We start from the raw sequence: 26,713 nt of genomic DNA on the forward strand, positions 1-26,713 counted from the left end.
AAGAACGCCTCGGCGTGAAACTTCTCGACAGATCCGGCAAAACAGTTGTCGCGACGGATATCGGCAAGGCCTATATCGGTCACGCCGCTCGGGCTCTGCGAGAGTTCGATGCTGGCAAGCGCGCTGTCCTTCAAGCCAAGGTCATGCCGCCATCGACATGCAGTTCGATTCCGTTAACGAAGCTCCCTGCGTCGGACGCAAGGAATAGCGCAGCGCGGGCCAGTTCCTCCGGCCGCCCCATGCGGCCGGCGGGAATGAGGGAAGCCATATAGTCTTCAAATGTCGGGCGATCGGCTTCCGAAACCCCCAGCTTGCCGAGGATTGCGGTTTCGACTGGCCCGGGGCTCAGGATGTTGACGCGGATCTTCCGTGGTTTGAATTCGATGGCCCAGTTCTTGGCGAAGGCGGCGACCGCAGCTTTCGAGCCAGCATAAACGGCGTGGTCCGGCAAGACCTTCGTTGCCGCCAACGAACTCGTGACGATAATGCTACCGCCATCGCGAAGAAGCGGAGCGACCGCCTGCACGCCGAAGAAGACGCCGCGAGTATTCGTTGCAAAATGGCGGTCGTAGTCTTCAGGCGTAACATTGCCCGAAGCCGCGAGGTTGATGACACCGGCATTTGCCATGTAGATGTCCAAGCCGCCGAAGCGGCTTTTCACCATGTCCGCGAGTTTTTGGTGATGCTCCAGATCGGAAACGTCGCCAACGATGCCGATGGCACCGTGGCCAATCTCTCCGACCGCCTGATCGACGACGTCATGGCGTCTACCGGTCATGATGACCTGCGCCCCCTCCTCTGCGAAGAGGCGCGCGGTCGCCTTGCCGATGCCGCTGTTACCACCGGTGATCACGGCAACCTTACCCTTGAGACGCTGCATTTGTTTATCTCCTTTTTCCATCGGGGATGAGATAAACGCTCGCGACGCATGCCATTAGACCACGACCAGGCACATGATTTGTGCCCCACGGAGATACGAATGCCAAACCTGCTGGACGAGACGTCGGGATTGATGGCGTTCGTGAGGACCGTAGAAACCGGATCATTCACGGCGGCCGCGCGCGATCTCAGCACGACACCATCAGCGGTCTCGAAAAGCGTGGCGCGATTAGAGAAGAGAATCGGAACGCGGCTCTTCCTGCGCTCTACCCGAGCGCTGACCCTGACGCAGGACGGACAGGCGTTCTTCGAGCGCGTCGCGCCGCTGCTGCGCGAGCTCGATGCGAGCGATGGGGCCATCCGGTCACAGGTAGCGCCGTCCGGCAGGCTGCGGATCAGCATGCCCGGTGAGCTTGCGCCGCTGCTACTCCCCCGCCTGTTCGACACGTTTGCAAAGAATTACCCGGACCTCCAGCTCGATGTCGGGCTGACCGACCGCTTCGTTAATTTGGTCCGCGAGGATTATGACGTCGCCCTGCGCGTCGGAACTCCCATGCAAGAGGATTTGATTGTCCGCCGTCTGGCGGATCTGCCGATGGCGATTGTCGCCTCCCCTGCCTTCCTCAACACATGGGGCAGCCCGAAATCCGCGGACGACCTGGTCGGTTTGTCCTTTGCGCGTTACGCGATGGGCGGCGCGGCGCAGCCCGTCCGACTCGCAGATGGCACGGCTTTTATCCCCAAGGGGCGGGTCGACTGCGATACGGGAATGGCCTTGATCCACGCTGCGCGTAGCGGGCTTGGCGCTGCCTATCTGCTGCGATGCCTCGTGACGGACGATCTGCAGGTCGGCACGCTTGTCGATCTCGCACCGGAGATTGGGCTTCCCAAGCTACCTCTCAGTGTCCTGCATGCCTTCGGGCGGACCGTTCCGGCACGCGTAAGGCTGTTCTGCGACTTCATGGCCGGCGAAGCCAAAACCCTCGCCGGCCTATAGCTTCGGCGTAGCTCGCGTGCCCGCCCCGCCGTTATCGCCTGCGTCGGCGACGATTTTGCAAAAGTACGGCTGTGCGGGCTTGGATCCCGTGCACAAGAGGTTCGCACATAATCTGGGCCGGATCGGCTTGCGGCGTTGCCTTTTGGGCAAGGCTAGATACGAAATATTGTTCTTTATTGGAACGCTCCTTTGCGTCATCGTTCCTGTTAAGCCGGCATCCAGACCGGCATCGCCAAGCAATCGCATATTTGCTTAGAGCCTCACAAGGGAACCAAAATGTCACGTTTCATGATGAACCGTCGCCATTTCATGGCGAATGCGGCCGCGTTCGGTGGTCTCGCCGCCGCCTCCAGTTTTATTGGTATTCGCGCCGGCCGGGCTGAGGATGTCGCCCAGGTCAGGATGCAGCTCGGTTGGCTCGCCTCCAACGGCCTGATCGGCGAGGTCGCCGCCCAGAAGAAGGGCTTCTTCAAGGAGCAGGGTATCGAGCTCGAAATCGTCCCTGGCGGCCCGAACGTCGATGGCGTCGCCGGTGTTGCCGCCGGCCAGTCGACACTCGGCCAGATCTCCTCCAGCCCCTCGGTGATGCTGGCGCGTTCCGCCGGCCTGCCGGTGAAGGCCTTCATCGCCGGCTACCGCAAGCACCCCTTCACCTATTTCTCGCTGAAGAAGGCGCCGATCCGCGAGCCGAAGGATATGATCGGCAAGACGATCGCCACCCAGCCGACGGCCTTCATCCTGCTGCGCGCGCTGCTCGCCAAGAACGGCATCCCGGAAGACCAAGTCAAGATGGTCAACATGGGTTCCGACATGAACCAGTTGATTACCGGTCAGGCCGATGCCGTCACCGGCTGGGTCACCAATACCAATGCGCTGGCGGTTCTTGGCGACGACCGTGTCGATATGATGCTCTGGGATGCCGGTCTGCAGCTCTATGCCAATGTCTACTACACGACCGACGAACAGCTCGATAAGCATTCCGATGTTCTGATCCGCTTCACCACGGCTGCTGCCAAGGGCTGGGGTTATGTTCGCGACAATCCGGAAGAGGCAGTCGAGATGCTGGTCGAAGCCTTTCCGAACCTCGACAAGGCGAGCGAACTCCAGGCCGTCCACCCCGTCATCGATTTCTCCTTCGGCGACAGCACCAAGGAATTCGGCTGGGGTGCCATGAACAAGGACAATTGGGCCGCCCAGATCAAGGCCTATGCCGATCTCCAGCAGTTCAAAGGAACCGTGCCGACCGTCGATGATGTGGCCACCATGGCGATTCTCGACGCCACCGCCGAAATCCGCAAGCAGGTCGGGTGAGCGTCATGATGAGCGCTGTATCCGTCAGGCAGCCGGATCCGCTGAACAGCGGATCCGGGCTTGCCGTCTCCGTCAGCAATCTCGATATCCGCTTCGGCGACAAGGCTAATGAGTTCACGGCCCTGTCGGATGTCTCGGTGGATATTCCGGAAGGCTCCTTCGTCACCATGCTTGGTCCGTCGGGCTGCGGCAAGTCCACGCTGCTGCGCTGCATTGCCGATCTCGTGCATATCAGCGACGGTTCGGTCTCCGTGCTCGGCCGCTCGCCACGAGAGGCGCGCGAGGACAGAGACTTCGCCTTCGTCTTCCAGGATGCGACGCTGTTGCCCTGGCGCAGCGTCATCGACAATGTTCGCCTGCCAGTCGAAGTCGGCAAGCACGACAAGAGCTCCTATGCCGATCCACATGACCTGCTGGCGCTTGTCGGCCTCAAGGGGCGCGAAAATGCCTTACCGCACGAGCTTTCCGGCGGCATGCGCCAACGCGTCGCGATCGCCCGGGCGCTCGTCACGCGCCCGCGGATCCTGCTGATGGACGAGCCCTTCGGCGCGCTTGACGAGATCACCCGCGACAAGCTGAACGAGGAGCTCTTGCGCGTCTGGCAGGAGACGGGAACGACGATCGTCTTCGTCACCCATTCCATTCCGGAAGCCGCCTTCCTCGGCCAGCATGTGCTGATGCTGCAGGCCCATCCCGGCCGCGTGAAGGAGTTCATGAAGGTCGATCTGCCCTATCCGCGTTCGCTCGCCATGCGCGATACCGTGGAGTTCATCAAGGTGACGGCGCATCTGCGCTCGCTGCTGGAGGAATGTCTATGAGCAACGCCCTGCAGACCGAAGGGCGCAGCCTCGCCCACGCACCGCGCAGGATCGCGCTTCTGGATGCGACCCTTGGCGTCTTCTCCTCGCATATGCCCGCGATCGTGGCGGCGATCGGCTGCGTCGTGCTCTGGCAACTCGTCGTCTGGATCTTCAAGATCCCGACCTTCATGGCTCCGGGCCCAATCGACGTCGTCCACGCCTTCCGAGACAATGCGCCGACGCTGATGAACAATTTCCTGCCGACCCTGCTGGAAGCCGCACTCGGTTTCGTCTTCGGCAACCTCGTCGCTATCATGCTCGCGATTTGGTTCGTCCATAGCACGACGGCGGAAAAGGCCTTCTACCCGATCGCCGTTTTCGTTAAGGCGATCCCGATCATCGCCTTGGCGCCGATCCTGGTGCTCATCTTCGGCAACGGCATAACGCCCAAGATCATTATCGCAGGGTTGATCTGCTTCTTCCCGACGCTGGTCAATATGGTCCAGGGCCTAAGGTCTGCAAGCCCGGCCATGCTCGATCTGATGCGGGTGCTGTCGGCGAGCAATTCGGAGATCCTGTGGAAGGTCCGCTTTCCGAGCTCTCTGCCCTTCCTCTTCGCGGCATTGAAGATCGCGGCGACGAGTAGCGTGATGGGGGCGATCGTCGCCGAATGGATCGGCTCCAGCTTCGGCCTTGGCGCCCTCATTATCGAGGCCACCTACAATTTCCGCTCGCCGCTTCTCTACGCGACGGTGGTGATTGCCGCGCTGCTTGCCGTGGTGCTGTTCTTCATCGTCTCAATCGTCGAAGCCAAGGTCGTCCGTTGGAAACCGGCCGGACAACACTGAGCCCACGCAAAAAATAAGGAAACACCAATGACTCAGGTTATTCATCAGCCTGCGCGGGAGATCCGTGTCGTCGATCGTTCGGATGTTGTCGTGGTCGGCGGCGGTCCGGCCGGCATATCGGCTGCCGTCTCCGCCGCCCGCAACGGCGCCACCGTCACCCTTCTCGAGCGCTATCCCTATGTTGGCGGGCTTGCCGCGGGCGGTATGGTGCTGGTGCTCGACGATATGATCAACGAGCTCGAAGTCACCGTACGCGGCATCTGCATGGAGATGATCGAGCGCATGAAGCGCTGGGATCTCTGCGTTACGCCGACGGAGCGCGACCGGCTGATCGAATTTCGCGACACGCCGGAAGCCTGGCAGCGCTGGGCGCGCTGGGGTCTCTTCGATTTCCACACGCAATCGATGCCGCATCCGGTCTGCTTCTCGGCCGCCTTCGATCCCGACGGTTTCAAGCGCGCCGCTTACGACATCATCGGCGAATCCCGCGTCAAGCTACGCACCCACAGCTGGTTCTCTTCCGCGATCGTCGAGGACGGCGCCATCAAGGGCGTCATCTGCCAGACGAAGGAAGGCCTGCAGGCCATCATGGGTGATGTCGTCATCGACACGACGGGCGACCTCGATGTCGCAGCAAGCGCCGGCGCCTCGCATGTGGAATCGAACTTTATCCTCACCACGGTTTCGCGCTGGGGCGGCGTCGACACCGACGCCGCCGAGCGGTTTGAAATCGAGGAGCCGGAGGCCTTCAAGAGGCTCGATCACGAGGCCAAACGCCTGATCGGCGGCTGCTGGTCCTTCTGGTGGCTGAAGACGCCGCTTCCGGGCGTCGTCTGGCTCAACTGCCCGCACATGCCCAATCTTTCCGGGCTCAAGACCGAGGACCTGACAAAGGCCGAAATCGAGGGTCGCAACCGGATCGGACGGCTCTTGGAATTCTCTCGAGAGAAGTTGCCCGGCTTCGAGAACGCCTATGTCGTGGATTTCGCGCCGCAGACGGGCGTGCGCCAGAGCCGACTGCTCGACGGCGAATACGTCGTCACCAAGGACGATGTGATGAACCGCATCCACTTCGCAGACACGGTCTGCCGTGGTCGCGACTACTACACCCCATACCGCGCCATGCTGCCACGCGAAGTGGATCAACTGATCGTCGCCGGCCGCCACTATTCGTCGACGCCGCAGGCGCAGAAATCGAGCCGTGAGATCCCACCTTGCATGGCCATGGGGGAGGCGGCCGGCGTAGCCGCCGTCGTGGCCCTCAATGCAGCGACCACGGTCAAGAAGGCCGATGTTCGGGCGATCCAGAAACAAATGCGGGCACAGGGCGCCGACCCCGGCGACCGCCCATCCGAAAATGCAACATTCCTGGAGGCTGCGGAATGAACTCTCTCCCACTCGACGGCGTCCGCGTGATCGATTTCACGCAGGTCATGCTTGGTCCCTGCTGCACCCAGGTGCTCGCGGACTACGGCGCCGAGGTCATCAAGATCGAAAAGAGCCGGATCGGCGATCTATCGCGCTGGTCGCTGGGATCGGATCCCGATGGGCTGAATAATCCCGTCTTCTGCTCCCTCAACCGCAACAAGAAGAGCCTGGCACTCGACCTCAAGCTTCAGGAGGCACGCGAAGCTGTCCTCACGCTCATCGAAAGTGCGGACGTTGTCGTCAACAACTTCCGTCCGGGCGTCATGGAACGGATGGGCTTCGGCTATGAGGACCTGAAGAAGATCAACAAGCGGCTGATCTATGCCGTCGGCACCGGCTTCGGGCTTACCGGGCCTTATCAGCACAAAGGTGGCCAGGACGTCCTCGCCCAGGCACTGACCGGCGTGATGCGGCGCAAATCCGACAGCGGCCATCCAACCTCGATCTATGCGACGCCGCTTGCAGATTATTCCGCCGGCATGCATCTCGTGCAGGGCATTCTTCTGGCTCTGCTGCAGCGTGAAAAGATGGGAGAAGGTCAGCAGGTCGCGGTCAGCCTCTACAATTCGATGCTCGCCATGCAGATGCAGGAAGGCGCTGCCCACATGATGCGCAAGAAGGACCTCAACTGGGGTGCCTTTCCGCTGACGGGCGTCTTCGAGACCACGGACGGAGCGATCGTCATGGTCGGCGCCTTCAAGCAGAACCCGTTGCAGGACATCTGCAATGCGCTGGAGATCGAAGACCTTTCTCAGCAGCCCCGATACAAGGACTTCGACGCCCAGATGGCGCATCGACCGGAGCTGCAGGCGATCTTCCGCGAAAACTTTGCAAGAAACAGCAATGCCCACTGGCTGAAGCGGCTGGAAGAGGTAGATATCCTCTGCGCACCGGTCCGCACACTTGCAGAGGCGCTGGACGACGAACAGACGATCATCAACAGAATGATACTTGAGGCCGGAGAAACGGCGGCCGGGCCAGTGCGTCTGATTGGCTCGCCGATCGACATGTCGGCCGCTCCGGTGAAAGTGCGCATTCCGCCACCGCACCTCGGCCAGCACAATGATGAAATCCTGGAAGCGCTCCCGGCACGACAGGGAGATGCGGCATGACCGTCGGATTTTCCGTCGGCAACCGGATGGCGCGGGTGACACTCGACCGTCCCGAGCGCATGAATGCCGTCGATGCCGAGACCGAGCGGGAGCTCGAAGCCATTTGGCGGGAGATCGAAGCCCGCGACGACATCAGTTGCGTGGTGCTTACCGGCGCAGGCGAAAAAGCCTTCTCTACCGGGGCTGACCTCAAGGGCAGCGGCAACAAGACCGGCCTTGAATACTGGGCCGAAAGCCGCCCCAGCGGCTTCGGGGGGATCGCCTTTCGAAAAACGCTCGACGTGCCGGTCATCGCCAGGGTCAACGGCTATGCGCTCGGCGGCGGCTTCGAGATGGTGCTCGGTTGCGACATCGTGATTGCGGCGGAGACGGCAAAGTTCGGCCTTCCCGAGGCACGCGTCGGTCGAATGCCGCTCGACGGCGGCATGGTCCTGCTACAGCGAAAGATCCCCCACAATCGCGCAATGGCCGTCCTTTTGACCGGCCGGCAGTTCACAGCAAGCGAGATGCAGGATTTCGGGATCGTCAACGAGACCGTCCCTTATGCCGAACTCGATGCGGCCGTCGACCGCTGGGTGAAAGAGATCGTGGCTTGCGCGCCTTTGTCGCTCAGGGCGATCAAGCAGACGGTCAACCGCACCGGACACCTGAGCCCCGCCGAAGCGCAAGGCCTGCGCACACCCGCATTGATCCGTGCGCTACAAAGCGAGGATGCCCAGGAGGGCGTTTTGGCCTTTCGCGAAAAACGTGCACCGGTTTGGCAGGGGCGGTGAGCATGCTATGAATCTCGGGATATTTGGGGGACCCTTTGTGCACGCCAGCATCCTGAGATATTTCATCGAAGTCGCGCGTTCCGGCTCGATCCGCAAAGCTTCCGACGAAGTGCATGTCGCGACATCAGCACTCAGTCGTCAGATCCGCAAGCTGGAGGACGAGCTTGGAACCCCACTCTTCGAGCGCTTCTCCGATGGCCTTCGCCTTACCGCCGCCGGCAAGGTGGTGCTGAAGCATGCCAAGGAGACCATGCACCAGTACGAGATCATGAAGTCCGATCTTGGCGATCTGCAGGGCAAGCGGACAGGCCGCGTAAATATCGCTTGCCTGGACAGTCTCACGGTTCAGTTCCTGCCGGAATTCGTAGCTGCCTTTCACAACAAGAACCCCGCCGTCGACTTCCGCATTCGCGCGGACAACTACAACAATATCTTCCAATTCGTCGCTGACGGCGATTGCGACGTCGGCGTCACCTTCGATCTTGCCCGCCCGCACGACATCAAGCTCGTACACGGTGTACGCATGCCGCTGATGGTGATGGTCGCACGCCATCATCCGCTCGCCCGGCAAAAAAGTGCGACGCTGCAGGAATGCGTGCAGTTCAAGTTGCTGCTGCAACTCGACAACGAGGTGATGAGCTCGATGATCGCCGTGGAGCTGGCCTCGCTGGATCGCGTCGGGCGCACCTTCGTCGCCACCAACAATCAGATGATGCTGAAGCCGCTGATCCTGTCGGGCGAAGGTGTCGCCTTCTTCACACCACTTGGCCTTTTGGAGGAGTTGAAGGCGGGTGATGTTGTGGCGTTGCCGATTGACGGCTCGCGGCTGCAAAACATGGAGGTCGGCATCGTGACGTCGCGTCACCGGCCGCTGACACATGCGACGGAGGCAGTGGTTGAGGCCATGAGCATCGAACTCGAAAAATTCGGCCAGCAAATCCAGGAGGTCGTCAGACGGTGACAGGTGAGCGGCAGATCAGGTTCTTGACGCGGCCGGGGCATGAAAAGGCTCTCCGCGGCGATGCGGCGCTTGCCGCTCTTCCCTCCTGGGCGTCAGACGCCCCACTGTCCGACGGAGACCTGATCCTGGCGACGCCGGTCAATGCCCATGACCATGGCTATGGCATCAGGACGCTGGATTTCGGCAGCGTGGACGATGCGCTTGAAGCCTGGATCCCGACGATGCGCCTGCGGCCGCGCACCGATCCATACCTTGAGGCTTTGGTCGCGTTTTCCCGGCTTGCGCGCAATGGCATCGGAGCGACGATCCACTGCCACAACTCGCTGAATGCGACGCGGCTGCAGGAGGAAGCGCTCGCAGTCGCCCGTGCGGCGGCCGATGTGGGGATCAGGCTCGGCCTCTCCTGCCCGCTTCTCGATCACGACGCCTGGGCCTACGGCGGTGGGCCCCGGAAGCTCAAACCCTTCCTCGATCCAGCCGACTGGGAAACGCTTTCCGCGACTGTGCCTCGATATGCTTCGGCTCGGGAACAGATCGCCGCTGTCGACGCCGTTGCGGCAGCGAACAGATATCCGCTGGTCGACGTCCAGTACGGCCCGATCGGACCGCAGTGGTGCTCGGATGCCCTGCTTGAAGCCATTGCAGAGGCATCCGCTGTCAACAATCGCCGCATCCACATGCACCTTCTGGAAAGCCCGCGCCAGAGGCTCTGGCTTGACCGGCGCTTCCCGCAAGGTATCGTCCGATATCTTGACGAGATCGGCTTTCTCTCCCCCCGCTTGGCTGTGGCGCATGGCGTTCAACTGAGACCTGATGAATACGAACTGATGGCCGAGCGCGGCGTTCAACTTGTGTCCAATCCCTCGGCGAACTTGCGCCTCCGCTCCGGCATAGCGCCAATTGCAGACGCTGCCACAAAAGGCCTGCATTTTGCGATCGGGCTCGATGGCAGCGCCTTCGACGACGATCAGGATCTGTGGCGAGAGATGCGCCTCCTCTACTTCCTGAACGGCGGGCAGGAACTCGTCCGGAGTTTTACGGCAGCCGCGATCTTTGACGCCGCGATCCACACGGGGGCAGTGGTGGTGAATGCGCCTTCCGGTGAGGACCTGACTGTGGTGAATTATGGCGCGTTAATCGAAGACAGCCTTTTTGATGATCTCGACGAAGCGGAAGTGCTGCTGACGCGGATGTCTGGCCAGCACGCCAAGAGCTTATATGTGGCCGGCCGCTGCATCATGCGCGACCGGCGCCTTACCAACGTCGATTTCGCCGCCGCCCGCGAAGAACTTCTGGCGCAGGCCAAGGCGGATCTGCCGAGGCTCGCTGCAGAAAGGAGGAATTGCGGCAAGCTCATCGCTGCTACCCGCGCGTATTACGAGAGCTCGGGCTTGGCCGAGGCGTTCCAAGAGTAGGCGAAAGGCCCTATTGCGCTGCCACGCGGGCCGGCATTGTCGCGACCACGGGGTGGTCCAGCGCTGTCGTCCGGCTTTTGTCCCATCCTCCAGGCGATCCCAGACCGGTCAGCTCAGGTCCGAAATACTCCCGGTTGATCTGGGCAAACGCCTTTTGTGCCTCGGTCGCCTCTTCGTCATAGGCGATCGCATCCACGGGGCAGATCGACAGACAGAGCCCGCAATTGATGCACTCGTCGGGGTGGATGTAAAACATCCGGCCGCCTTCGTAGATGCAGTCGACGGGACAGGCTGCGGTGCATGCTCCGTCCTTCACATCAATGCAGGGGTCAGTAATGATGTACGCCATAGCTCTTGCAACGCCGTGATTTAGCAAACTATGTCAGGCGTCGGCGTTGCTGGGAAGCGCCCTTTTTCGTTTGCTTCCTTCGAAAAAAGGCAACACCCAATTCTGACATTCAACGCCAGGGTACCGGCAGTTCAATCGTGACCTAGCCTCAGGCCCGAAACGCCGTCGAAGCTCCGCTCGCCTCTCCGTGCAGACGAAGAAGCTATGATGCCGCCCGGAAGGCGACAGCCTTGGAGGACGCGAAGCCTTGGCCGAGCTTGCCGCCCATCGCGACCAGCTGGCTTACCCGGTCCCCGGTCTCGATGCCTTCCGCGACGACCCTGATGTCCAATTACTGTGTGACGCCGACGAAGCCGCCTGCGACTTCGCTGCCCGGATTCCGCGGAGCCAGCCGCGCCGATTTTGCTGCGACACTTAGGATTCCCGTGACATTCAACCGCGCGACGGTGGAGGACGCTTCATAACCAAAAGGTCCCTTACATCATTCAAATCGTCTGGCGATGAGATGGCAACTGTCAGCCATTTCCCGTCAATGTATGTTTTCGCTTCATCGTAGAGCTTGACCACCTGTGAGCGCCAGACATAACGCCGCTCCTCAAACTTCTCTCGTTCTGCTCTCCCCAAGACCACCACGGCCGAAAACAGCCTGTATTCCGGCAGGAAGGTGCAGAACGCCTTGGTCTTCTTGTAGCGCAGGGACCAACCGCGTTTCTTGCCACCATAGAGCCAATCCGGGGTGAAAACACCGGGATAGAATTCCTCGATCCAGTTCCGCAGCTCGGCCCAATGCTCGAACGCCTCCGGCCCGATCCAGTCGCGGACGGCGCTGTCATCAGGTGGTGCTGATTTGTCGGTGATCCTGTCGCCGATCTGGGGAAACGTCTCACCGTCAGCGACTGCTACTGTCCTACCGTTAGATAAAATCATCGAAAGACCTCCTGTTCATGGTCCGGCAGGACGCCGGCGGGTTGTAATACTTGCGCACCAACACTTTGCGGCCCGCCTTTGGAAAGCTCTTGGCGCGAAGCTCCCCAGAGCAGAGCTGTCCCGACGGTGGCCGATAGGATGGAGGCGGCGAACACGGCAATCTTGGCGGCCGAAAAGTCGGCGGCGCTTGGAAACGCCTGTCCCGCGATGAAGAGCGACATGGTGAAACCGATACCGGCGAGGGCTCCCGCCCCGGCCAGTTGCCGCCACGTGTACTCCGCCGGTTTGACGGCCACGCCGGCGCGCACGGCCGCGGCGGCCGCGAGGAAGACGCCGAGCGGCTTTCCTATGACGAGGCCGGCGACGATCGCGGCCATGAGCCAACCATGCCCACTGAAGACGTCTAGGTTGATCACCACACCCGCATTCGCCAGTGCGAAGATCGGAAGGACAGCGTAGCTCGACCGCGCGCCGGCGTGCCGCAGCAGCCGGTCGGCGGGCGATTCAAGTCTGTCGTAGATGGCGTCGAGCGCGTGCAGCGCCGGTGCGGAGGGACCGTGCCGGAGAACCTCGCCCTCGCGCCGAGCCTCGGAGGCGATGATGGTGCTGGCCTGCGTCATCAGGGCTGTCAGGTCGGCGGGCGGGCGCGTCGGAATAAACAGCGCCAGTAGCACGCCAGCCAACGTCGCGTGGAGGCCGCCCGCAAGGACGAACGCCCACAATGCGACGCCCAACAGGATATAGGGCGACAGCCGATAGACTCTGGACCGGCTCAGCAGCGCCAGCGCGACGACCACCGCCGCCGCCGCGGCCAGGTAGCCTGGATGGATATCGCCAGAGTAGAATACGGCGACGACGACGATCGCACCGATGTCATCAACAATGGCCGCCGCGGTGAGGAAGATGCGCAGCTCGACGGGGACGCGGGCGCCCATCACGGCGATCAAGGCAATTGCGAACGCAGTGTCGGTCGCCATCGGAATGCCCCACCCGTGCGACCACGGACCCGCAGGGATGACCAGCGCATACAGAAGTGCCGGCGCGACCATGCCGCCGAGCGCGGCCGCGATCGGAAGCGCGGCGGAGCGGCGGCTTGCAAGGTGGCCGACTGTCATTTCGCGCTTCACTTCCAATCCCACGACGAGGAAGAACACCGTCAGCAGGCCGTTGTTGACCCAGTTGAGGATGGACATCCGAAAGGCCGCGTCGCCCAAGCTCATGCCGAGCTCCTGGCGCCAGAAGGTCTCGAAGACCGGCCCGATCGACGAATTCGTCAAGACGATCGCCGCCACGGTCGCGAGGACCAGCAAAATACCGGCGGACGGACTCCAGCTCGCGAAGTCCAGGGCTGCCGTACGGACGCGGTGGCCGAGCGTGCCAAGCATTGCGTCGACGAGAGAGCTCTCGTCCCAGGGGCCATCGTAACGCCGGCTGTTGATGTAGAAGGTCGGCGTGAATCTCACGCCGCTTGCACGTGAGCTTGTGACGTCCGCCTCCACCCTCGCCCTCGCGCGCCGCACGGCGGCGTCGTCTCCGAGTGCGAAGTCGGCGTTTACGCCGAGCTCGTCGGCCACCGCGACGAGGTCGTCTTCTGTGAGCCGCATCGACCTCGTCATCAGCTTGATATGTGCGGACCAGAATGCCTCGGGCGTCTGAGCAAGCTCAGCGAGCTCGGCGGCCCGAAACGCGAGACTGTTATCCGTGAGCGGCCTATGCCGGAAGACATACCGGACGCGATCGCCAAGTTGGTCTCGCGCTTGCGCGATGCGTTCGTTGGCCGCCCGGCAGTGCGGGCACGCGTAGCTGCCATACTCGACCAGCGTGATCTCGGCATCGGTGGGGCCGAGCACGTGGTCCGTCTCATGATCGACGGGACGGTCAAGGCGGCCGGGCGGGATTGTGAACTCCATCGCTGAACCGTTCTCTAGGTGTTCGCGCCGGCTGCGACGCCCAAGCGAGACGTCGGCGCTGTCCGGAGGCACGACGACATCCTCCGGTGGAGGGCTCTCGGCCGCATGGGCGAAAGAAAAGTCGACGTCTCTTTGATCTGCATGTCGGACCTCCTGACCTTCGATCGGTCGACGGAACGCCGACTTCGGCCTGTACACGAGGGCGGGCGACGATGGCTCGAAGATTGGGTCTATGACGGTCTAAAGGAAAATCACCTTTCGCCATGGAGTCGATAACCGACCATTATCGGAATGGCTGAAAGACGCTTCGGACGCCGCGGAGCGAGTGCGGCGCTTCCCTCCGCGCGGACTCGCCCGAGCAGAATTGTCGGCGACCGCGAAGACGTGTTCATGTCGGTGTCCTCCGGGCAGGCCACGTATTCCACGCGGTTATTGAAATCATCGCTTTACGAGCTAATTTTCCAACAATAACGCTGTCTTTGCGAGAGTGGTCATGAGGTTGCGGCCGACGGCGTAGGCAATCAGAGTTACGAGTAGACTCATGACCCGAAGCATCGCGGGACGGTCGCGGCCCCTACTGGATCGATGCTGAGGAAAGGAACGCCCGTCTCTCGCCCTGAAGGAGCTCGGCGGGCAGCAAAGGCTTCTCTCTTTTTCTACCGGCATTGATGCTGCGGCTGGCCGCAGCAGTTCGACATCGAGATCGACTGCGCCGCAGCACTCTAGGAGCGAGATACGACCATGTTTTCAGTGATTTTCGAGGTCTCCCCCAATAAAGAGAACTGGGATGACTACTTCGACAACGCCAAGATGCTGCGCCCGGAGCTGGAGCAGGTCGAGGGCTTCGTCGACAACATCCGCTACAAGAGCCTGACCCGCGAGGGCTGCATCCTTTCGCTTTCAAGCTGGCGGGACGAGAAGTCGCTCGTCCGATGGCGCACCCGCATGCGCCATCACGAGATTCAGCAGAAGGGCCGCGACGAAATCCTTGCGGACTACCACCTACGCGTCGGCCAGGTCACTGCCGATAACCAGGTGCCTGCGGGATGCGCCCTCACCGAGCAGCGGCTCGACGAGACCGAAGTCGGGAACGGAACGACAGTCACGCTGATCAACGCCACTCGCCCCGCGGAATGGAAGCAGACCAACAACCCGTACGACTGCGCCGAGTGGCTCGGCCTGAACCCGTGGTCGACCGACAGCACGTCCTGGGACATCTTCGATGCCGTGCTCACGCCCGGCGACCTGATTCTGCTCATATCCTGGAAGGACGCGGCCGCGGCGCAGGTCTACGAGGATGCTTCCGCGCCGAATGACACGGCGAGGGTCCGGAGAGTGCGAATCGTGCGCGATTACGGGAAATACGACCGTCGCGAGGCGCCTCAATACTACGCAGACGCAAAGGGCGGCGAGACCCTCCGCGCCTGATGCCCCTCCGTCAGAAAGGGCCGGCCTGCGCCGACTTCGACCCGCGTTTGCCCAGGCGCGAGCTGTGGAGGAGCCAGGACCGATCGCGCGAGGCGGCAGTGACGACAGGCGATCAAAAAGACCTGTCGAAATTCTCGGTTCAGGCGGTGGCATTCATGAACGGCACTCGTTGGATATCGTGAAGACGGATGCCATGGCGATCTTATCCAGACACGCCCTTTTGGTCAGTTGGCGAGCGGACGGAGCGCCTGGATGAGGCCATCCGCCGCAAGCAGAAACCCGTCGTACATGACGCGGCCGTCGGGCGCGATCACGACGAACCAAGGGGTTCCGCCGGAGCGATATGCCTCGATGATCGCGGGCACAGCGTTCACTGAGGCCGAGTCAGCGACCGCATGCCCAAAGGGAACACGTAGTCCATATCGTCGTTGATTTTCCCGCAGACGATCGAAGGTGTTGACTTCCGAACCCTCGAACACAGTCTGGATGGCTGCCAAGCCAACTCCCTTATCGCGAAGTTCCTCGGCAAGTGTGACGAATGTGGGAAAGCCGTGTCTATGACAGCCCTCACACCAATCCTGAAAGAAATACAGTATCCTGAAACCCTGCCCCAGCTCGATCAAGGTCAAGGGGCTACGCTCGTCGCCATCCTCATCGATCCACCGGACATGCTCAAGCGGAGGGGCAGGCAGCCCCACAATTCCCATTTCCATGAAATCCTCCATTAGCGGGCTCACGGCGTCGTGCCGTGAGCCACAGTCTTGCTAGGCGACAGCACCGGTCCTGTGCGGCAACACCCAGTTCGGACGTGCAAAATGGCAGGTATATCCGTGCGGAATGCGTTCGAGATAGTCCTGATGCTCCGGTTCGGCCTCCCAGAAATCACCAACCGGCTCGACTTCGGTGACGACCTTGCCCGGCCATATTCCCGACGCATCGACATCTGCGATCGTATCGAGTGCAACGACCTTCTGCTGGTCGCTGATGAAATAGATCGCCGAGCGATAGCTCATACCACGGTCATTCCCCTGACGGTTGAGCGTCGTCGGATCGTGGATCTGGAAAAAGAACTCGAGCAATCGGCGATAGGTGGTCTGAGAGGGATCGAAGACGATCTCGATCGCCTCGGCATGAGTGCCGTGATTGCTATATGTCGCATTCGGCACGTCGCCACCTGTATACCCGACCCGGGTCGAGATCACACCGGGCAGCTTGCGAATGAGGTCCTGCATGCCCCAAAAGCAACCGCCGGCGAGAACAGCACGTTCAGTCGTCATTGGATATCCTCCACTTGGTTGAGATATTCACCGTAACCCTGCTCCACCATCTTGTCGCGGGGCACGAAGCGCAGCGAAGCCGAATTGATGCAGTAGCGCAGGCCGCCGCGGTCGCTCGGTCCGTCTGGGAAGACGTGACCGAGATGGCTATCGCCATGCATCGAACGCACTTCCGTCCGGATCATGCCATGGCTGTTGTCGTGCAGCTCATTCACGTTTCTGGGCTCGATCGGCTTGGTGAAGCTCGGCCATCCGCAGCCCGACTCATATTTGTCCGACGATGCGAACAGCGGCTCACCTGAGACGATATCGACGTAAATGCCTGGCTCTTTGTTGTTGAGAAGGGCGCCGGTTCCTGGACGTTCGGTCCCACTCCGCTGCGTCACCCGATATTCCTCAGGCGACAGCCTAGCGATCGCAGCTTCTGTTTTCTTGTAGCTTGCCATGGATTTCTCCTTCGAATTCACGCCAGAGAAGATAGGTACTCGATCCGAAGGTATCCAATGCGCTAAGACTATAGTTTCGATTACCATCGGCGTGCACGCTGGCGCCCCCATTTGCTGTGGGGCGCTTGCGCGATCGCCGCGGCATCGAATTTCGGCGCTCCCCACGAACCATTTCAACGGTCGCGATCTTGGTGTTTCCGGCCATTCGACCCGCGGAGACGCACCCGGAGCGCCGCGGCTTTCTCATGTCGGCGGGGCAACCGGGAGATGATGAAGAAAGGCGGTCGGTGTCATTTTCATTACTTGTCGGAAGGCAAATGAGAACGCTGCGGTGCTGCCGAAGCCTACATCTGCCGCGACCTGCGAGATTGTACGCCCCGCCGAAAGTTGATCGATTGCGAGGGCTATTCTTGCTCTTTGCCGCCAGGCCTTGAAGGTCAATCCCGTTTCTACCGGGAATATGCGGCTGATCGTGCGAATCGACGTGGCCGCGCGAATGGCAAGGTCACTTACGCCGAGGTGCATCCGCGAATCCGCCAAAGCCAGATCAGCGACACGTCTACCGATCGTGCTTGTCGGCATCGGGAGGAACACCGGAATGTCGGGTGTCTCGATAAGCTCGTGAAGAATCAATCGGACGGCAAGCTCAGCTTTTTCGAACGGTATATCGTCCTTGAAGGCAGAAAGGATCAATTCCCGTAGAAGTGGTGTAGCCACGAGGGCGAATATGCAATCGAGCGGCCTTTCCGGCGCCCACTTCTGTAAAGCCGACGGGTGCCAGTAGATCATCCGTAATTCGGTATCGGAAAGCATATCGACCCGATGAGGTATGCGGGCTGGCATCCAGAGCGCGAGCTGAGGCGGAACGAACCAACGTCCAGATTCGGTGTAGACCTGTATCGTTCCCGAAGCAGCAAAGATCACTTGTGATTCTGCATGCGTGTGCCATGCGACGGCCTCACCTTTGGGGAACGTCCTGCTAAGAATGCTGAACGGCATAGGCATCTGCGCTTGGCGTTTCATATACGTCGATTGGCCGCACATCGTTGACACGCCTTAGTATCATTGCGCGATAAGTTGGTCGAGCGTCCTGTCGCCCAGACCGCCTTGTCCTTGTCCATCCGACCTTTTCTAACGAGAGAGCTAATGGTGAAGAGAATGCCGGTCACTGGTGTGCGGCCATGGCCAACCCCACTCAACTGTTCCAGCGACATCAAGTATCGATCTACGGACCCCGCTACTGAGAGTATGCGTAAAGTCGGATACCCAAAATTCGCGCCGGAGATTGCATCCTGATGGACCGCGTCGAATCTCTAACGGCGTCGAAGCGTCGCTGGGCAATGCTCTGCATCTTGCTTGGACTTGGTCTAAGTTCCCTTGGAAGCGCGATCGCGAATATCGCCTTGCCGAATATCTCGCGTTCATTCGCGAGTAGTGACGCGGCAACCGTTTGGGTCGTGAATGCCTATCAGCTTTCGGCAATGGTGTGCTTGTTGCCCGTTGCAAGTCTGGCCGAGACACTCGGTCTGAAGCGCGTTTATGCCGCCGGCCTAGCTATTTTTGTTATCGCATCATTGGGGTGCGCTTTCGCTCCAACATTGCCGATGCTGGTGATTGCGCGCTTGATTCAGGGTGCTGGCGCGGCCGGGATTGCGGTGGCCGGCGTTGCATTTGTACGCGTGATCTATCCGGACCGCATGGTCAGTAAGGGCCTCGCGTTAGTCGCATTAGCGGTGGCGATACCTGGAGCATTGGGGCCCACCATCGCGGCGACAATACTTGCCGTGGCAAAATGGCCCTGGTTGTTTCTGGTGAATGTGCCATTTGGCCTCGCGGTACCGGTATTTATTGCCGCGGCACCATCGGACGTTCGGGTTGCTCGCCCTCTCGATTTGACCGGGATCGCTCTCAATGCGCTAGCGTTCGGCCTTTTCATCGTTGGCGTCGGCTCGCTGGGTATCGGCGATTGGCGCATTGCGACAGGAGAGATCGTAGCTGGTCTTGTCTGTTTTAGTCTCTTCGTTCGACAACAGCTCCACCACCCGACGCCTATGTTGCCATTCGATCTTTTCCGTATACCTTTGTTTACCCTGTCAGTGTGGACATCTGTCTGCTCCTATGCAGCACAAATTCTGGCTTACATCTCCTTGCCGTTCTTATTTGAGACGGAGCTGCATCTTTCGGCCGTGGAAACGGGTCTTCTTGTGACGCCCTGGCCGTTCATGACGGCCGTCACGGCTCCAATCGCCGGTCGCTTGACAATTCGCTACCCCGCCTCGGTGATCTCCAGCATTGGTTTGGCGTTGTTGGCGGCCGGCTTGCTTCTCATGGTCTTCTTGCCGACGACTCCGGCGAAGTGGGATGTCGTATGGCGGCTGGCACTTTGCGGTATCGGCTTTGGGCTTTTCCAAACTCCGAACAATACCGCGATGATGACGGCTGGACCCATAGAGCGTAGCGGTGCCGCAAGTGGGATGAATGCTGCGGCTCGCTACGTCGGATGGTCACTTGGTTCGGCCTTGGTCGCACTGATCTTCGGCTTGGGCGGAGATCATGCCACGGTCCTTTGTTTGGTCGCCGGAACGGGCTTCGCTTTGATGGGAGCCGTTACCAGCAGCGCTCGTCGGTTCAGATAGCGTCCGAAACGGGACCCTAAGCCCCTCCCGACCCGCCCGCTTTCGCCGCGGCCGGTGTCGGGGTTATTGCAGCTATAAACGCGCCGCCGATCGAGGTCACGGCGGCTACGGCGAGACCGACTTCGTAGCCGGACTCGAAAGACGCGACACCGGCGGCCAGTGCCACGCCGGCAAGCTGCGCAATCCGGCTCGCCGCATTGTTGATGCCAGAGGCAAGCCCCTCGTCCGTCTGGTCAACGCTCGACAGGACGGACGCTGTGAGCGGTGCCACGAGCACGGCGAATGACAGGCCGAGCAGTGTCATCGGCCCGATCACGCCGAGCATCAGGGATTCTTCCTGGCCGAGCGCCATCCAGACATAAGCGAGCGCCGCACCTGCAGGCCCCGCGATGAGCATGACCCGCGCGCCAATCTTGTCCGCCAACCCGCCGAACACGCCCGAGAGGAGTCCGACGCCGAGCGCGAAGGGCAAGAACGCCAAACCGGCATCGGTCGCCGGCAGGGCGCGGCGGTCGACGAGATCGAATGGGAGCAGGAAGAACATGATCGAAACCGCCCCATAGATCATCAGTGTCGCGAGGTTCAGCCCGAGGAAGGCGCGGTTCTCCACCAGGCGAGGTGGCGTCATCGGGTATTTGCTTCTGCGCTCCCAGAACGCATAGACGGCGAGACCGACAATGCCGAGCGCAGCGAAGATCGTGAGCACTGTTCCCGTGTGGGCCGGTGCGTCCGCCGCGGCCTGAACTTCAACGGGGCCGATCTGGCTGAGCGCCCAGGCGAGCGCCCCGAGCGCCGAAGCCAGGATGGCGGCACCAATCACGTCGAACCTGCGCTGGATGCGGCCGTCTTCAGGCGCGAAGACCAGCAGAACTCCTACTGTTACGACCGCGATCGGCGGGTTGATCCAGAACACGGATGGCCAGCCAAAGGTCTCGGTCAGCCAACCGCCCAGAACAGGACCTCCGGCGGTGGTGAGCGCCGATGCCGCGGCCCATATGCCGATCGCCCGGTTCCGCTCCGCGCGCGGATATGTCGCCCCAATCAGGGCGAGGCTGGCAGGGGTGACGATCGCCGCGGCTGCTCCTTGCACAATGCGGGCGGCGATCAGCCAGGCGGGCGAAGGCGCCATCGCGCAAGCCGCGGATGCCAGACCAAACAGGACGCAGCCGAGCGCGAGCATGCGCGCCTTGCCATAAACATCCGCGAGGGCACCGCCGATCAACGTCAGCGAGGCAAGCGCCAGCATATACCCGTTGAGAACCCATTGAACGGAGGCAAGGTCCGCGCCGAAATCGGCGCGCAAACTCGGCAAGGCAACGGGCAGCGCGGTCCCATCGATGAATGCCATGGAGGACGCGAGCACACAGGCCGTGAGCACCATACCCCGCCGAGGCAGGGCTTCCCGCCCGAGCTCTCGCGGGCAGGGCTCCGCATCGATAACGCCGCGGCTGCACCGCTCCTCAAACGACTGCGTCATTCATCGCCCTCCCCGCCAATCTGCCGCTCGTGGGTCGCACCGGCGATCGGCCGATTGCTGTTGGGGAATGTGCAGCCGCTGGCCTTCTTCCAGGTCCGGACCTTCGGTGGAATATATTCGCTGCTACCGCTCATGATCCGTTCTCCTTCACTTACGCCGTCGGCGGGAAATTCGACGGGAAGAGCGCGCGCTTGGTTTCTTCGTCATTGACCTGCTTGAAGGAGTGGTCCTTGCCGATGTCACGCGCGCGGGCCACGGCCGGGCGCGCATCGACTGTCTCGAACAGGCGTTTGAGGTTCGGGAACGGCGCGAGCGGATCTTCGGCGCCCTTCCTCACCCGTGAGGCGCGGTCGATCCAGCCCCACGCCGAGATGTCGGCGATAGTGTAGGTCTCACCGACGATGAAGCTTCGGCCGTCGAGGTGTTCGTTCAGGACCTGGTAATGGCGTTCCGCCTCGCGGCGATACCGGTTCACCGCATAGTCGAGGCCCTCAGGTGCGGCGAACTGGAAATGCACGGCCTGGCCGGAAAATGGTCCAAGACCGGACGCGATGAAGAGCAACCACGAGAGGAGTTCAGGCCGATCTTCGGGCTTGCCGAGGAATTTGCCAGTCTTTTCGGCGAGATAGATCAGGATCGCCGTCGAATCGAAGACCCGTGCCTCCTTGCCGCCAGGGCCTTCCGTATCAACGATCGCCGGCACCTTGCCGTTCGGATTGATGGCGCGAAACGCCGTCATGTGCTGTTCGCCCCTGCTCGTGTCAACCGGCACGACCTCGTAGGGGAGCCCCGATTCCTCCAGAAAGAGAGCGATTTTCGCGGGGTTCGGCGTCGGATGAAAATAGAAACGAATCATGTGACTCCCGTTCGGGTTCGGTTGTTTTGGGCTTGTCGCCGTTCAATTCCGGACGATGCGCCGTGCCAGAAGCTCCTTGATCACCCCGGCGATCGTCTCTGCTGAGGGCTTCTGACAGAAAAGCAGTCTCAAAGCGTGGCAGTCAACGTGCGGGGCAAGAGGTCCAAAGACCTCCATCGGAAAATCGACGCAGCTTCGCTCATCGCAGTAACGACAAGTGGTCAGCGCGGGGAGAGCGTTCTCGGACAGCGCTCCGGCGATTATTTCGGCTATGCGTTCGAGCGGCGCGGCCGGTACCGCCGGCTCGAACGAGAGCTCCTTAGGCCCGCTTCAGATCCTCGACCAGCATCGCCGTGGCGTGGCGCGCGAGCGCCTGTGTCGGGGCGTTGGTATTGCCGCTGGTGATGTTCGGCATGATCGAGGCGTCGATCACCCGGAGGCCGTCGACCCCGCGGACCCTGAGCCTCGCGTCAACTACCGCTCGCGCATCCTGGCCCATCCGGCACGTGCCGACCGGGTGCCACATCGTCGTCACGGCGCGCTTCACCCATTCGCCGATCTCGGCGTCCGACTGGGTGCGCGGGCCGGGCTCCATCTCTTCGTCGATCACAAGCGCCAACGACTCCTGTGCCATAACCTTGCGGATCGCGCGCACTGAATCCACCACGGCCCTCAAGTCTTCTTCCTCGCCGACGAAGTTCGGGTTGATGAGGGGCATCGACGTCGGGTCGCTGTCGGCCAATCGTACCCAGCCGCGGCTCTTGGGCCGAAGCACTACGAGTTCGAAGGTGATGCCGGACCGGTCCCCGGTCGGGGTGAGTTCCTGGTTCGCGATGATAGGAGCGTGATAGCATTGGATCGTGGGTTCGGCGGTGAAGTCGGACGGATTCCAATGGGAAACGGTCTCGATACCGTTGCCAGCCGCCGGGCCATCCTTGGTCACGAAATAGCGCAGGCCCGCCTTCACGCTGCCGAGGCCATGCGCAGCAGCCTGATAGCCGAGATCACCCTTCACATAAGCACGGACCGGTACCATCGGGTGGTCCTGGAGATTTTCGCCCACCTCCGGAGAATCGACGATCACCGCGATGCCGTGCTGGCGAAGCTGCTCGGCTGGCCCGATGCCAGAGTGCATGAGGATCGTCGGGCTATGGACGCTGCCTGCCGACAGCACAACCTCGCCGGCCATGATCCTCTCCAGGTCCCCATCCATGAGCTCGACGCCGACGGCCCGCTTGTTTTCGACCAGAATGCGAACGACGGTCTTGCCGGTGAGCAGGGTCACGCGGCCCGAGGCGAGGTGCGGACGCAGATAAGCGTCGACCGCGCTGCACCGCCGGGCATTTCCGACCGTAGACTGCACCGGCGAGACGCCGATCTGGCTCTTGCCGTTATAGTCGGGATTATAGGGAATCCCATATTCCTGGAATGCCTTGAGGCAATATTGGTTCAGCTTATTGATGCCCTTGGGCAACTGGACCGCCAGGCCACCATTGATGCCGTGATATTCGTCGTGGAAGGTGTCGTTGTCTTCCTGCGCCATGAAGACGGGAAGCAGATCCTCATACGACCATTTGCCGGTGTCGCCGACCGCGTCTTGCCACGCCGCGTAGTCGCCTGCTTGGCCACGAACGTAAGCCATTGCATTGATCGAGGAGCCGCCGCCGAGGACCTTGCCTGAGCGATATGCCCGCTTGGTGCCGTGCTGGGGAACCGTCTCGTATTTCCAGACATGCCGGTCGTGGGCCAGTATTTTGGCGAAGCCGGCAGGAATGTGGATGAACGGATCGCGATCCGTGTCGCCCGCTTCGATCAAAGCGATCGACGCATCGGTGTGTTCGGCGAGATAACTCGCGACGACGCAGCCGGCCGCGCCCGCGCCAACAATGACAATGTCGTAGGCTTCCTGGGACATCAGTGTCTTTCTCTTTCGCACCATTATTATCGTTCAATCAACGCCGTAGCTGGGCGCCGCGCCGTCGCAGCACCTGATCCTGAGATTCATTGGACCATGCGTTGAAGAATGACTTTCCAATGCTGGCGAGGGAAATCACCTCTCGCCATAGAGTCGATAGACGATCGTTATTGATGGGCGCCGTGCGGGATGATGTCGCAGCGAGGAATGCCACGAGCCGAATGGCACCTTCGAAACCGACATTGTTATTCTGCAGAGACTTCTAGAGGGTCGATTTCGGGCCGAAGTCGACCCTTACTGAAGGAGTGCTCGTGTGGCTTTCGGGTCGATACTTCGTCAGTGCCGTCTCCACCAGCACAATTGCGGTCCTATGAGCCGGCCCGGCCCCGACGGGCCGTCAGGAGCACCGCAGGGAACACACGGCCACAGGCCCAAGGAAGGGCTGGAAAATCAGTTCTATCTGCGGAGCCTTGCCAGCCCGCTGATCGACCCTCTCTAGGCCGCCGTCACTTCCAGCCCGCGCTGCACCGCCGGACGCGCGAGGCCGCGGTCAAACCACGCCCGCACATGAAGAAAGCGGTCGAAGCCGACGAGCTCGCGCGCTTCATAAAAGCCGATCAGGTTGCGCACCCAGCCGAGGAGCGAAATATCTGCGATGCTGTAGTCAGCACCCATCACCCAGTCGCGGTCCGCAAGCCGTTCGTCGAGGACGCCGAGCAGCCGCGCTGATTCGGTTGCGTAGCGGTCGCGCGGGCGCTTGTCCTCATAGGCCTTGCCTGCGAATTTGTTGAAGAAGCCGACCTGGCCGAACATCGGCCCGACGCCGCCCATCTGCCACATCACCCACTGGATCGTCTCGTAGCGGGTGTTCGGATCCGCCGAGATAAATTGTCCCGTCTTGTCGGCAAGATAGAGGAGGATCGCGCCCGATTCGAACAGCGCGAGCGGCGTGCCGCTTGGCCCGTCGGGGTCGTAGATTGCGGGAATCTTGCCGTTGGGGTTGAGCGCCAGAAAGGCCGGGTCGTGGTTTTCGTTCGCCATGATGTCGATCCGGTGCGGCTCGTAGGCGAGGCCCGTTTCCTCAAGCATGATGCCGACCTTCACCCCATTGGGCGTCGGCAGGGAAAAGAGCTGGAGCCGATCGGGGTACTGCGCCGGCCAGCGCGCGAAAATTGGATGATTGACTGTCACTTTCTCTCTCCTAGGTAAGCGGCCGAACCGCGCCGGGACATGGCCAAATCTTGCGCCTGGATGCGTGCTATCCAAAAGGCGACGATAATTAACGAGGAGGACAGAACCACTCGCCCTCCCCTAGTCCTCACGGACGAACGCGGATGATCGTCTTCCCGCTGATCCGCTTGGTCGGATTGAAAGCGGCGACGGCCTCGTCGAGGGTCGCGATGTTGCCGATGTTCGTCCGCAGTCGTCCGTCCCGCACTCGCTGGATGATCTCACCCAGTTGGGCGCGATCGGACACGAGGACAAAGTCGATTGCCAGGCCGTCAGCGGGCCGCGCCTCGGTCGGTCCGGCGATGGTCACCAGTGTTCCTCCGGCTAGAATCAAGCCTGCGGATCGCTTCGCGATGTCGCCACCGATGACGTCGAAGACCAGATCGACTGCGCCGACGTCTTCGAGGGTGTCGCTGTCGAGGTCGACGAACTCCTGTGCGCCGAAGTCGAGCGCCTTCTGACGGTCGGCGGCGCGTCCGGTGCCGATGACATAGGCACCGGCCTCACGCGCGAGCTGCGTCACCATCGAACCGACTGCGCCGGCCGCGCCGTGCACGAGGACACTCTGCCCCGCCTGAAGGCGGCCGTGCTGGAACAGTCCCTGCCACGCGGTCAGGCCCGGCATCGCCACGCTCGCGCCCACCGTGAAGTCGACATCGCCCGGCAGCGGCGCGAGGTTGCGTGCCTCGACGGCCACATATTCCGCCAGGGTGCCGCCGCGATACGAGTCAGAGAGGCCGAACACTCGCTGTCCGACCGACAGACCCGTCGTACCATAACCGAGGGCCGTGACCACTCCGGCCAGCTCCTGCCCGGGGATCGACGGTGTTCGGTCCCGGTCGAGGCGATCGGTCCAGGTCGAAGGCCACGTTAGTTCACCCGACGTGAATCCCGACGCATGAACCTGAACGACGACGTCGTTTATCGCTGCCTGCGGCTCGGGCTGCTGCATCAGCTTCATCCCGGCCGTTCCCGCAGCCTGATCCGTCACAACGATCGCCTTCATTGTCCACCTCCTTGTGTGTGGTATGTCGTCATCTTCCGAATTCCCTTGCGAACGACCGAAAATACGACTGCGAAACTTGATGGTCCAATGACGTGCGGCTATGGAATCAATGCCGTCGGCGCGGCGCGCAAAAAAATCGCGGATCCTGATTTGCTACTAAATTATCTTAACTTTATCGGCACGGACAAAAAGCCCGGATGCTGCCCCTGGGCGCATTCGGGCTTTAGAAATTCAGATCGACCCGGCCGGGGCAACGGCGGGAAAGTCCTTCTCGGGATCGAATACGTTGTTGAAGAAGTTCGTCAGGGAGTACATGGCTACCAGCGCGACGATCTCGATGATATCAGCATCCGTATAGCCGGCATCGCGGACGGCTTTCAGATCGGCGTCGCTGACCTGCCCGCGGGTCTCGATGACCTTGCGCGCAAACTGGACGGCGGCGTCTCGTTTCGGATCGTTGGCATGGCCCTTCCGGGCGAGAATGATCTCATCGGCCGGCAGCTTGGCCATATGTTCGGCCGTGAAGCTGTGAACCGTCAGGCAATAGTTGCAACCGTTCACTTCGGAGACGGCAAGGCCGATGCTGTCGCGTGTCTTCACGTCGAGCGCCTTGCTCAGAGAGCTGAGCAGGGTGGCCCATGCGTTGAAGGCGATCGGGCTTTGCGCAAAGGCCGCCATCATGTTCGGGGTGAACCCGATGTTCTTGGTGAACGCATCGAGTGTCTGTTTGGA

Annotated in this window: 27 protein-coding genes; 11 read left to right on the forward strand and 16 right to left on the reverse strand. The window is 61.4% G+C overall.

Features of this window, described 5'->3' with window-relative positions; translation table 11 throughout:
• Positions 1-130: 130 nt before the first annotated feature.
• Positions 131-880 carry an SDR family NAD(P)-dependent oxidoreductase gene (locus ACPYOI_RS23820; RefSeq protein ID WP_481419862.1) on the reverse strand — a complete coding sequence of 250 codons (750 nt, stop codon included), beginning with the start codon at positions 878-880 and terminating at the stop codon, positions 131-133.
• Positions 881-979: 99 nt separating this feature from the next.
• On the opposite strand from ACPYOI_RS23820, the gene ACPYOI_RS23825 reads away from it, so the two are divergent.
• The 9 genes from ACPYOI_RS23825 (at position 980) to ACPYOI_RS23865 (ending at position 10,524) form a co-directional block, all read left to right on the forward strand.
• Positions 980-1,876 (forward strand): LysR family transcriptional regulator, encoded by an 897-nt coding sequence (locus ACPYOI_RS23825; RefSeq protein ID WP_481419863.1) that lies wholly within the window; start codon positions 980-982, stop codon positions 1,874-1,876.
• A 276-nt stretch (positions 1,877-2,152) separates the two neighbouring features.
• On the forward strand, positions 2,153-3,187 hold the full coding sequence (locus tag ACPYOI_RS23830) for an ABC transporter substrate-binding protein (RefSeq protein WP_481419864.1): 1,035 nt from the start codon (positions 2,153-2,155) through the stop codon (positions 3,185-3,187).
• Between the two features lie 5 nt (positions 3,188-3,192).
• Positions 3,193-4,005 (forward strand): ABC transporter ATP-binding protein, encoded by an 813-nt coding sequence (locus ACPYOI_RS23835; RefSeq protein WP_481419865.1) that lies wholly within the window; start codon positions 3,193-3,195, stop codon positions 4,003-4,005.
• Positions 4,002-4,835: an ABC transporter permease gene (locus ACPYOI_RS23840; RefSeq protein ID WP_168833418.1), complete on the forward strand. Its 834-nt coding sequence runs from the start codon at positions 4,002-4,004 to the stop codon at positions 4,833-4,835. The genes ACPYOI_RS23835 and ACPYOI_RS23840 overlap by 4 nt, the downstream gene beginning before the upstream one ends.
• A 27-nt stretch (positions 4,836-4,862) precedes the next feature.
• The gene (locus ACPYOI_RS23845) at positions 4,863-6,221 is read left to right on the forward strand and encodes an FAD-dependent oxidoreductase (protein WP_481419866.1); all 1,359 of its coding nucleotides are present in this window, start codon (positions 4,863-4,865) and stop codon (positions 6,219-6,221) included.
• On the forward strand, positions 6,218-7,375 hold the full coding sequence (locus tag ACPYOI_RS23850) for a CaiB/BaiF CoA transferase family protein (protein ID WP_481419867.1): 1,158 nt from the start codon (positions 6,218-6,220) through the stop codon (positions 7,373-7,375). The genes ACPYOI_RS23845 and ACPYOI_RS23850 overlap by 4 nt, the downstream gene beginning before the upstream one ends.
• Positions 7,372-8,148 carry an enoyl-CoA hydratase-related protein gene (locus ACPYOI_RS23855; protein WP_481419868.1) on the forward strand — a complete coding sequence of 259 codons (777 nt, stop codon included), beginning with the start codon at positions 7,372-7,374 and terminating at the stop codon, positions 8,146-8,148. The genes ACPYOI_RS23850 and ACPYOI_RS23855 overlap by 4 nt, the downstream gene beginning before the upstream one ends.
• A gap of 37 nt (positions 8,149-8,185) precedes the next feature.
• Complete coding sequence (locus ACPYOI_RS23860; RefSeq protein WP_168833422.1) at positions 8,186-9,109, forward strand: LysR family transcriptional regulator; 924 nt, start codon at positions 8,186-8,188, stop codon at positions 9,107-9,109.
• The gene (locus tag ACPYOI_RS23865) at positions 9,106-10,524 is read left to right on the forward strand and encodes an amidohydrolase family protein (protein ID WP_481419486.1); all 1,419 of its coding nucleotides are present in this window, start codon (positions 9,106-9,108) and stop codon (positions 10,522-10,524) included. The genes ACPYOI_RS23860 and ACPYOI_RS23865 overlap by 4 nt, the downstream gene beginning before the upstream one ends.
• A gap of 10 nt (positions 10,525-10,534) precedes the next feature.
• Here ACPYOI_RS23865 and fdxA read toward each other — a convergent pair whose 3' ends face one another.
• The 4 genes from fdxA to nhaA form a co-directional block, all read right to left on the reverse strand.
• Positions 10,535-10,873 carry a ferredoxin gene (gene fdxA / locus ACPYOI_RS23870; protein WP_481419487.1) on the reverse strand — a complete coding sequence of 113 codons (339 nt, stop codon included), beginning with the start codon at positions 10,871-10,873 and terminating at the stop codon, positions 10,535-10,537.
• Positions 10,874-11,075: 202 nt separating this feature from the next.
• The gene (locus ACPYOI_RS23875) at positions 11,076-11,204 is read right to left on the reverse strand and encodes a hypothetical protein (RefSeq protein WP_481419488.1); all 129 of its coding nucleotides are present in this window, start codon (positions 11,202-11,204) and stop codon (positions 11,076-11,078) included.
• 101 nt (positions 11,205-11,305) lie between these two features.
• Complete coding sequence (locus tag ACPYOI_RS23880; RefSeq protein WP_481419489.1) at positions 11,306-11,800, reverse strand: DUF3788 domain-containing protein; 495 nt, start codon at positions 11,798-11,800, stop codon at positions 11,306-11,308.
• Positions 11,797-13,710, reverse strand: coding sequence for a Na+/H+ antiporter NhaA (gene nhaA, locus ACPYOI_RS23885; RefSeq protein WP_481419490.1), 1,914 nt, complete (start codon positions 13,708-13,710; stop codon positions 11,797-11,799). The genes ACPYOI_RS23880 and nhaA overlap by 4 nt, the downstream gene beginning before the upstream one ends.
• Before the next feature lie 741 nt (positions 13,711-14,451).
• Between nhaA and ACPYOI_RS23890 the strand changes: the two genes are divergently transcribed.
• Complete coding sequence (locus tag ACPYOI_RS23890; protein ID WP_481419491.1) at positions 14,452-15,138, forward strand: antibiotic biosynthesis monooxygenase family protein; 687 nt, start codon at positions 14,452-14,454, stop codon at positions 15,136-15,138.
• Positions 15,139-15,362: 224 nt separating this feature from the next.
• On the opposite strand, the gene ACPYOI_RS23895 is transcribed toward ACPYOI_RS23890, so the two are convergent.
• The 4 genes from ACPYOI_RS23895 to ACPYOI_RS23910 all read right to left on the reverse strand — a co-directional run bounded on the left by ACPYOI_RS23895 (position 15,363) and on the right by ACPYOI_RS23910 (position 17,860).
• Positions 15,363-15,851: a peroxiredoxin family protein gene (locus ACPYOI_RS23895; protein WP_481419492.1), complete on the reverse strand. Its 489-nt coding sequence runs from the start codon at positions 15,849-15,851 to the stop codon at positions 15,363-15,365.
• A 51-nt stretch (positions 15,852-15,902) separates the two neighbouring features.
• Positions 15,903-16,415 carry a peptide-methionine (S)-S-oxide reductase MsrA gene (gene msrA / locus ACPYOI_RS23900; protein WP_481419493.1) on the reverse strand — a complete coding sequence of 171 codons (513 nt, stop codon included), beginning with the start codon at positions 16,413-16,415 and terminating at the stop codon, positions 15,903-15,905.
• The gene (gene msrB, locus ACPYOI_RS23905; RefSeq protein ID WP_481419494.1) at positions 16,412-16,861 is read right to left on the reverse strand and encodes a peptide-methionine (R)-S-oxide reductase MsrB; all 450 of its coding nucleotides are present in this window, start codon (positions 16,859-16,861) and stop codon (positions 16,412-16,414) included. Before msrB ends, msrA begins: the two co-directional genes overlap by 4 nt.
• Before the next feature lie 243 nt (positions 16,862-17,104).
• Entirely contained in the window at positions 17,105-17,860 is a 756-nt protein-coding gene (locus tag ACPYOI_RS23910; RefSeq protein ID WP_481419495.1) for an AraC family transcriptional regulator, read from the reverse strand.
• Between the two features lie 296 nt (positions 17,861-18,156).
• Between ACPYOI_RS23910 and ACPYOI_RS23915 the strand changes: the two genes are divergently transcribed.
• Positions 18,157-19,497, forward strand: coding sequence for an MFS transporter (locus ACPYOI_RS23915; RefSeq protein ID WP_481419496.1), 1,341 nt, complete (start codon positions 18,157-18,159; stop codon positions 19,495-19,497).
• Positions 19,498-19,513: 16 nt separating this feature from the next.
• Here the strand turns inward: ACPYOI_RS23915 and ACPYOI_RS23920 are convergent, their stop codons facing one another.
• The 7 genes from ACPYOI_RS23920 to ACPYOI_RS23950 form a co-directional block, all read right to left on the reverse strand.
• Positions 19,514-20,974 carry an MFS transporter gene (locus tag ACPYOI_RS23920; RefSeq protein ID WP_481419497.1) on the reverse strand — a complete coding sequence of 487 codons (1,461 nt, stop codon included), beginning with the start codon at positions 20,972-20,974 and terminating at the stop codon, positions 19,514-19,516.
• Positions 20,971-21,108, reverse strand: a complete 138-nt coding sequence (locus ACPYOI_RS23925) for a hypothetical protein (RefSeq protein ID WP_481419498.1) — start codon at positions 21,106-21,108, stop codon at positions 20,971-20,973. Before ACPYOI_RS23925 ends, ACPYOI_RS23920 begins: the two co-directional genes overlap by 4 nt.
• 17 nt (positions 21,109-21,125) lie before the next feature.
• Positions 21,126-21,830: a glutathione S-transferase family protein gene (locus ACPYOI_RS23930; RefSeq protein WP_481419499.1), complete on the reverse strand. Its 705-nt coding sequence runs from the start codon at positions 21,828-21,830 to the stop codon at positions 21,126-21,128.
• Positions 21,831-22,149: 319 nt separating this feature from the next.
• Positions 22,150-23,745 (reverse strand): GMC family oxidoreductase, encoded by a 1,596-nt coding sequence (locus tag ACPYOI_RS23935; protein WP_481419500.1) that lies wholly within the window; start codon positions 23,743-23,745, stop codon positions 22,150-22,152.
• A 495-nt stretch (positions 23,746-24,240) separates the two neighbouring features.
• Entirely contained in the window at positions 24,241-24,936 is a 696-nt protein-coding gene (locus ACPYOI_RS23940; RefSeq protein WP_481419501.1) for a glutathione S-transferase N-terminal domain-containing protein, read from the reverse strand.
• Between the two features lie 127 nt (positions 24,937-25,063).
• Positions 25,064-25,981, reverse strand: a complete 918-nt coding sequence (locus ACPYOI_RS23945) for an NADP-dependent oxidoreductase (protein WP_481419502.1) — start codon at positions 25,979-25,981, stop codon at positions 25,064-25,066.
• 231 nt (positions 25,982-26,212) lie between these two features.
• Positions 26,213-26,713 (reverse strand): carboxymuconolactone decarboxylase family protein (locus ACPYOI_RS23950; protein WP_481423437.1); only part of this gene is annotated, 501 nt, incomplete at its 5' end.

Source organism: Rhizobium sp. SVR5-2C (genome assembly GCF_056755115.1).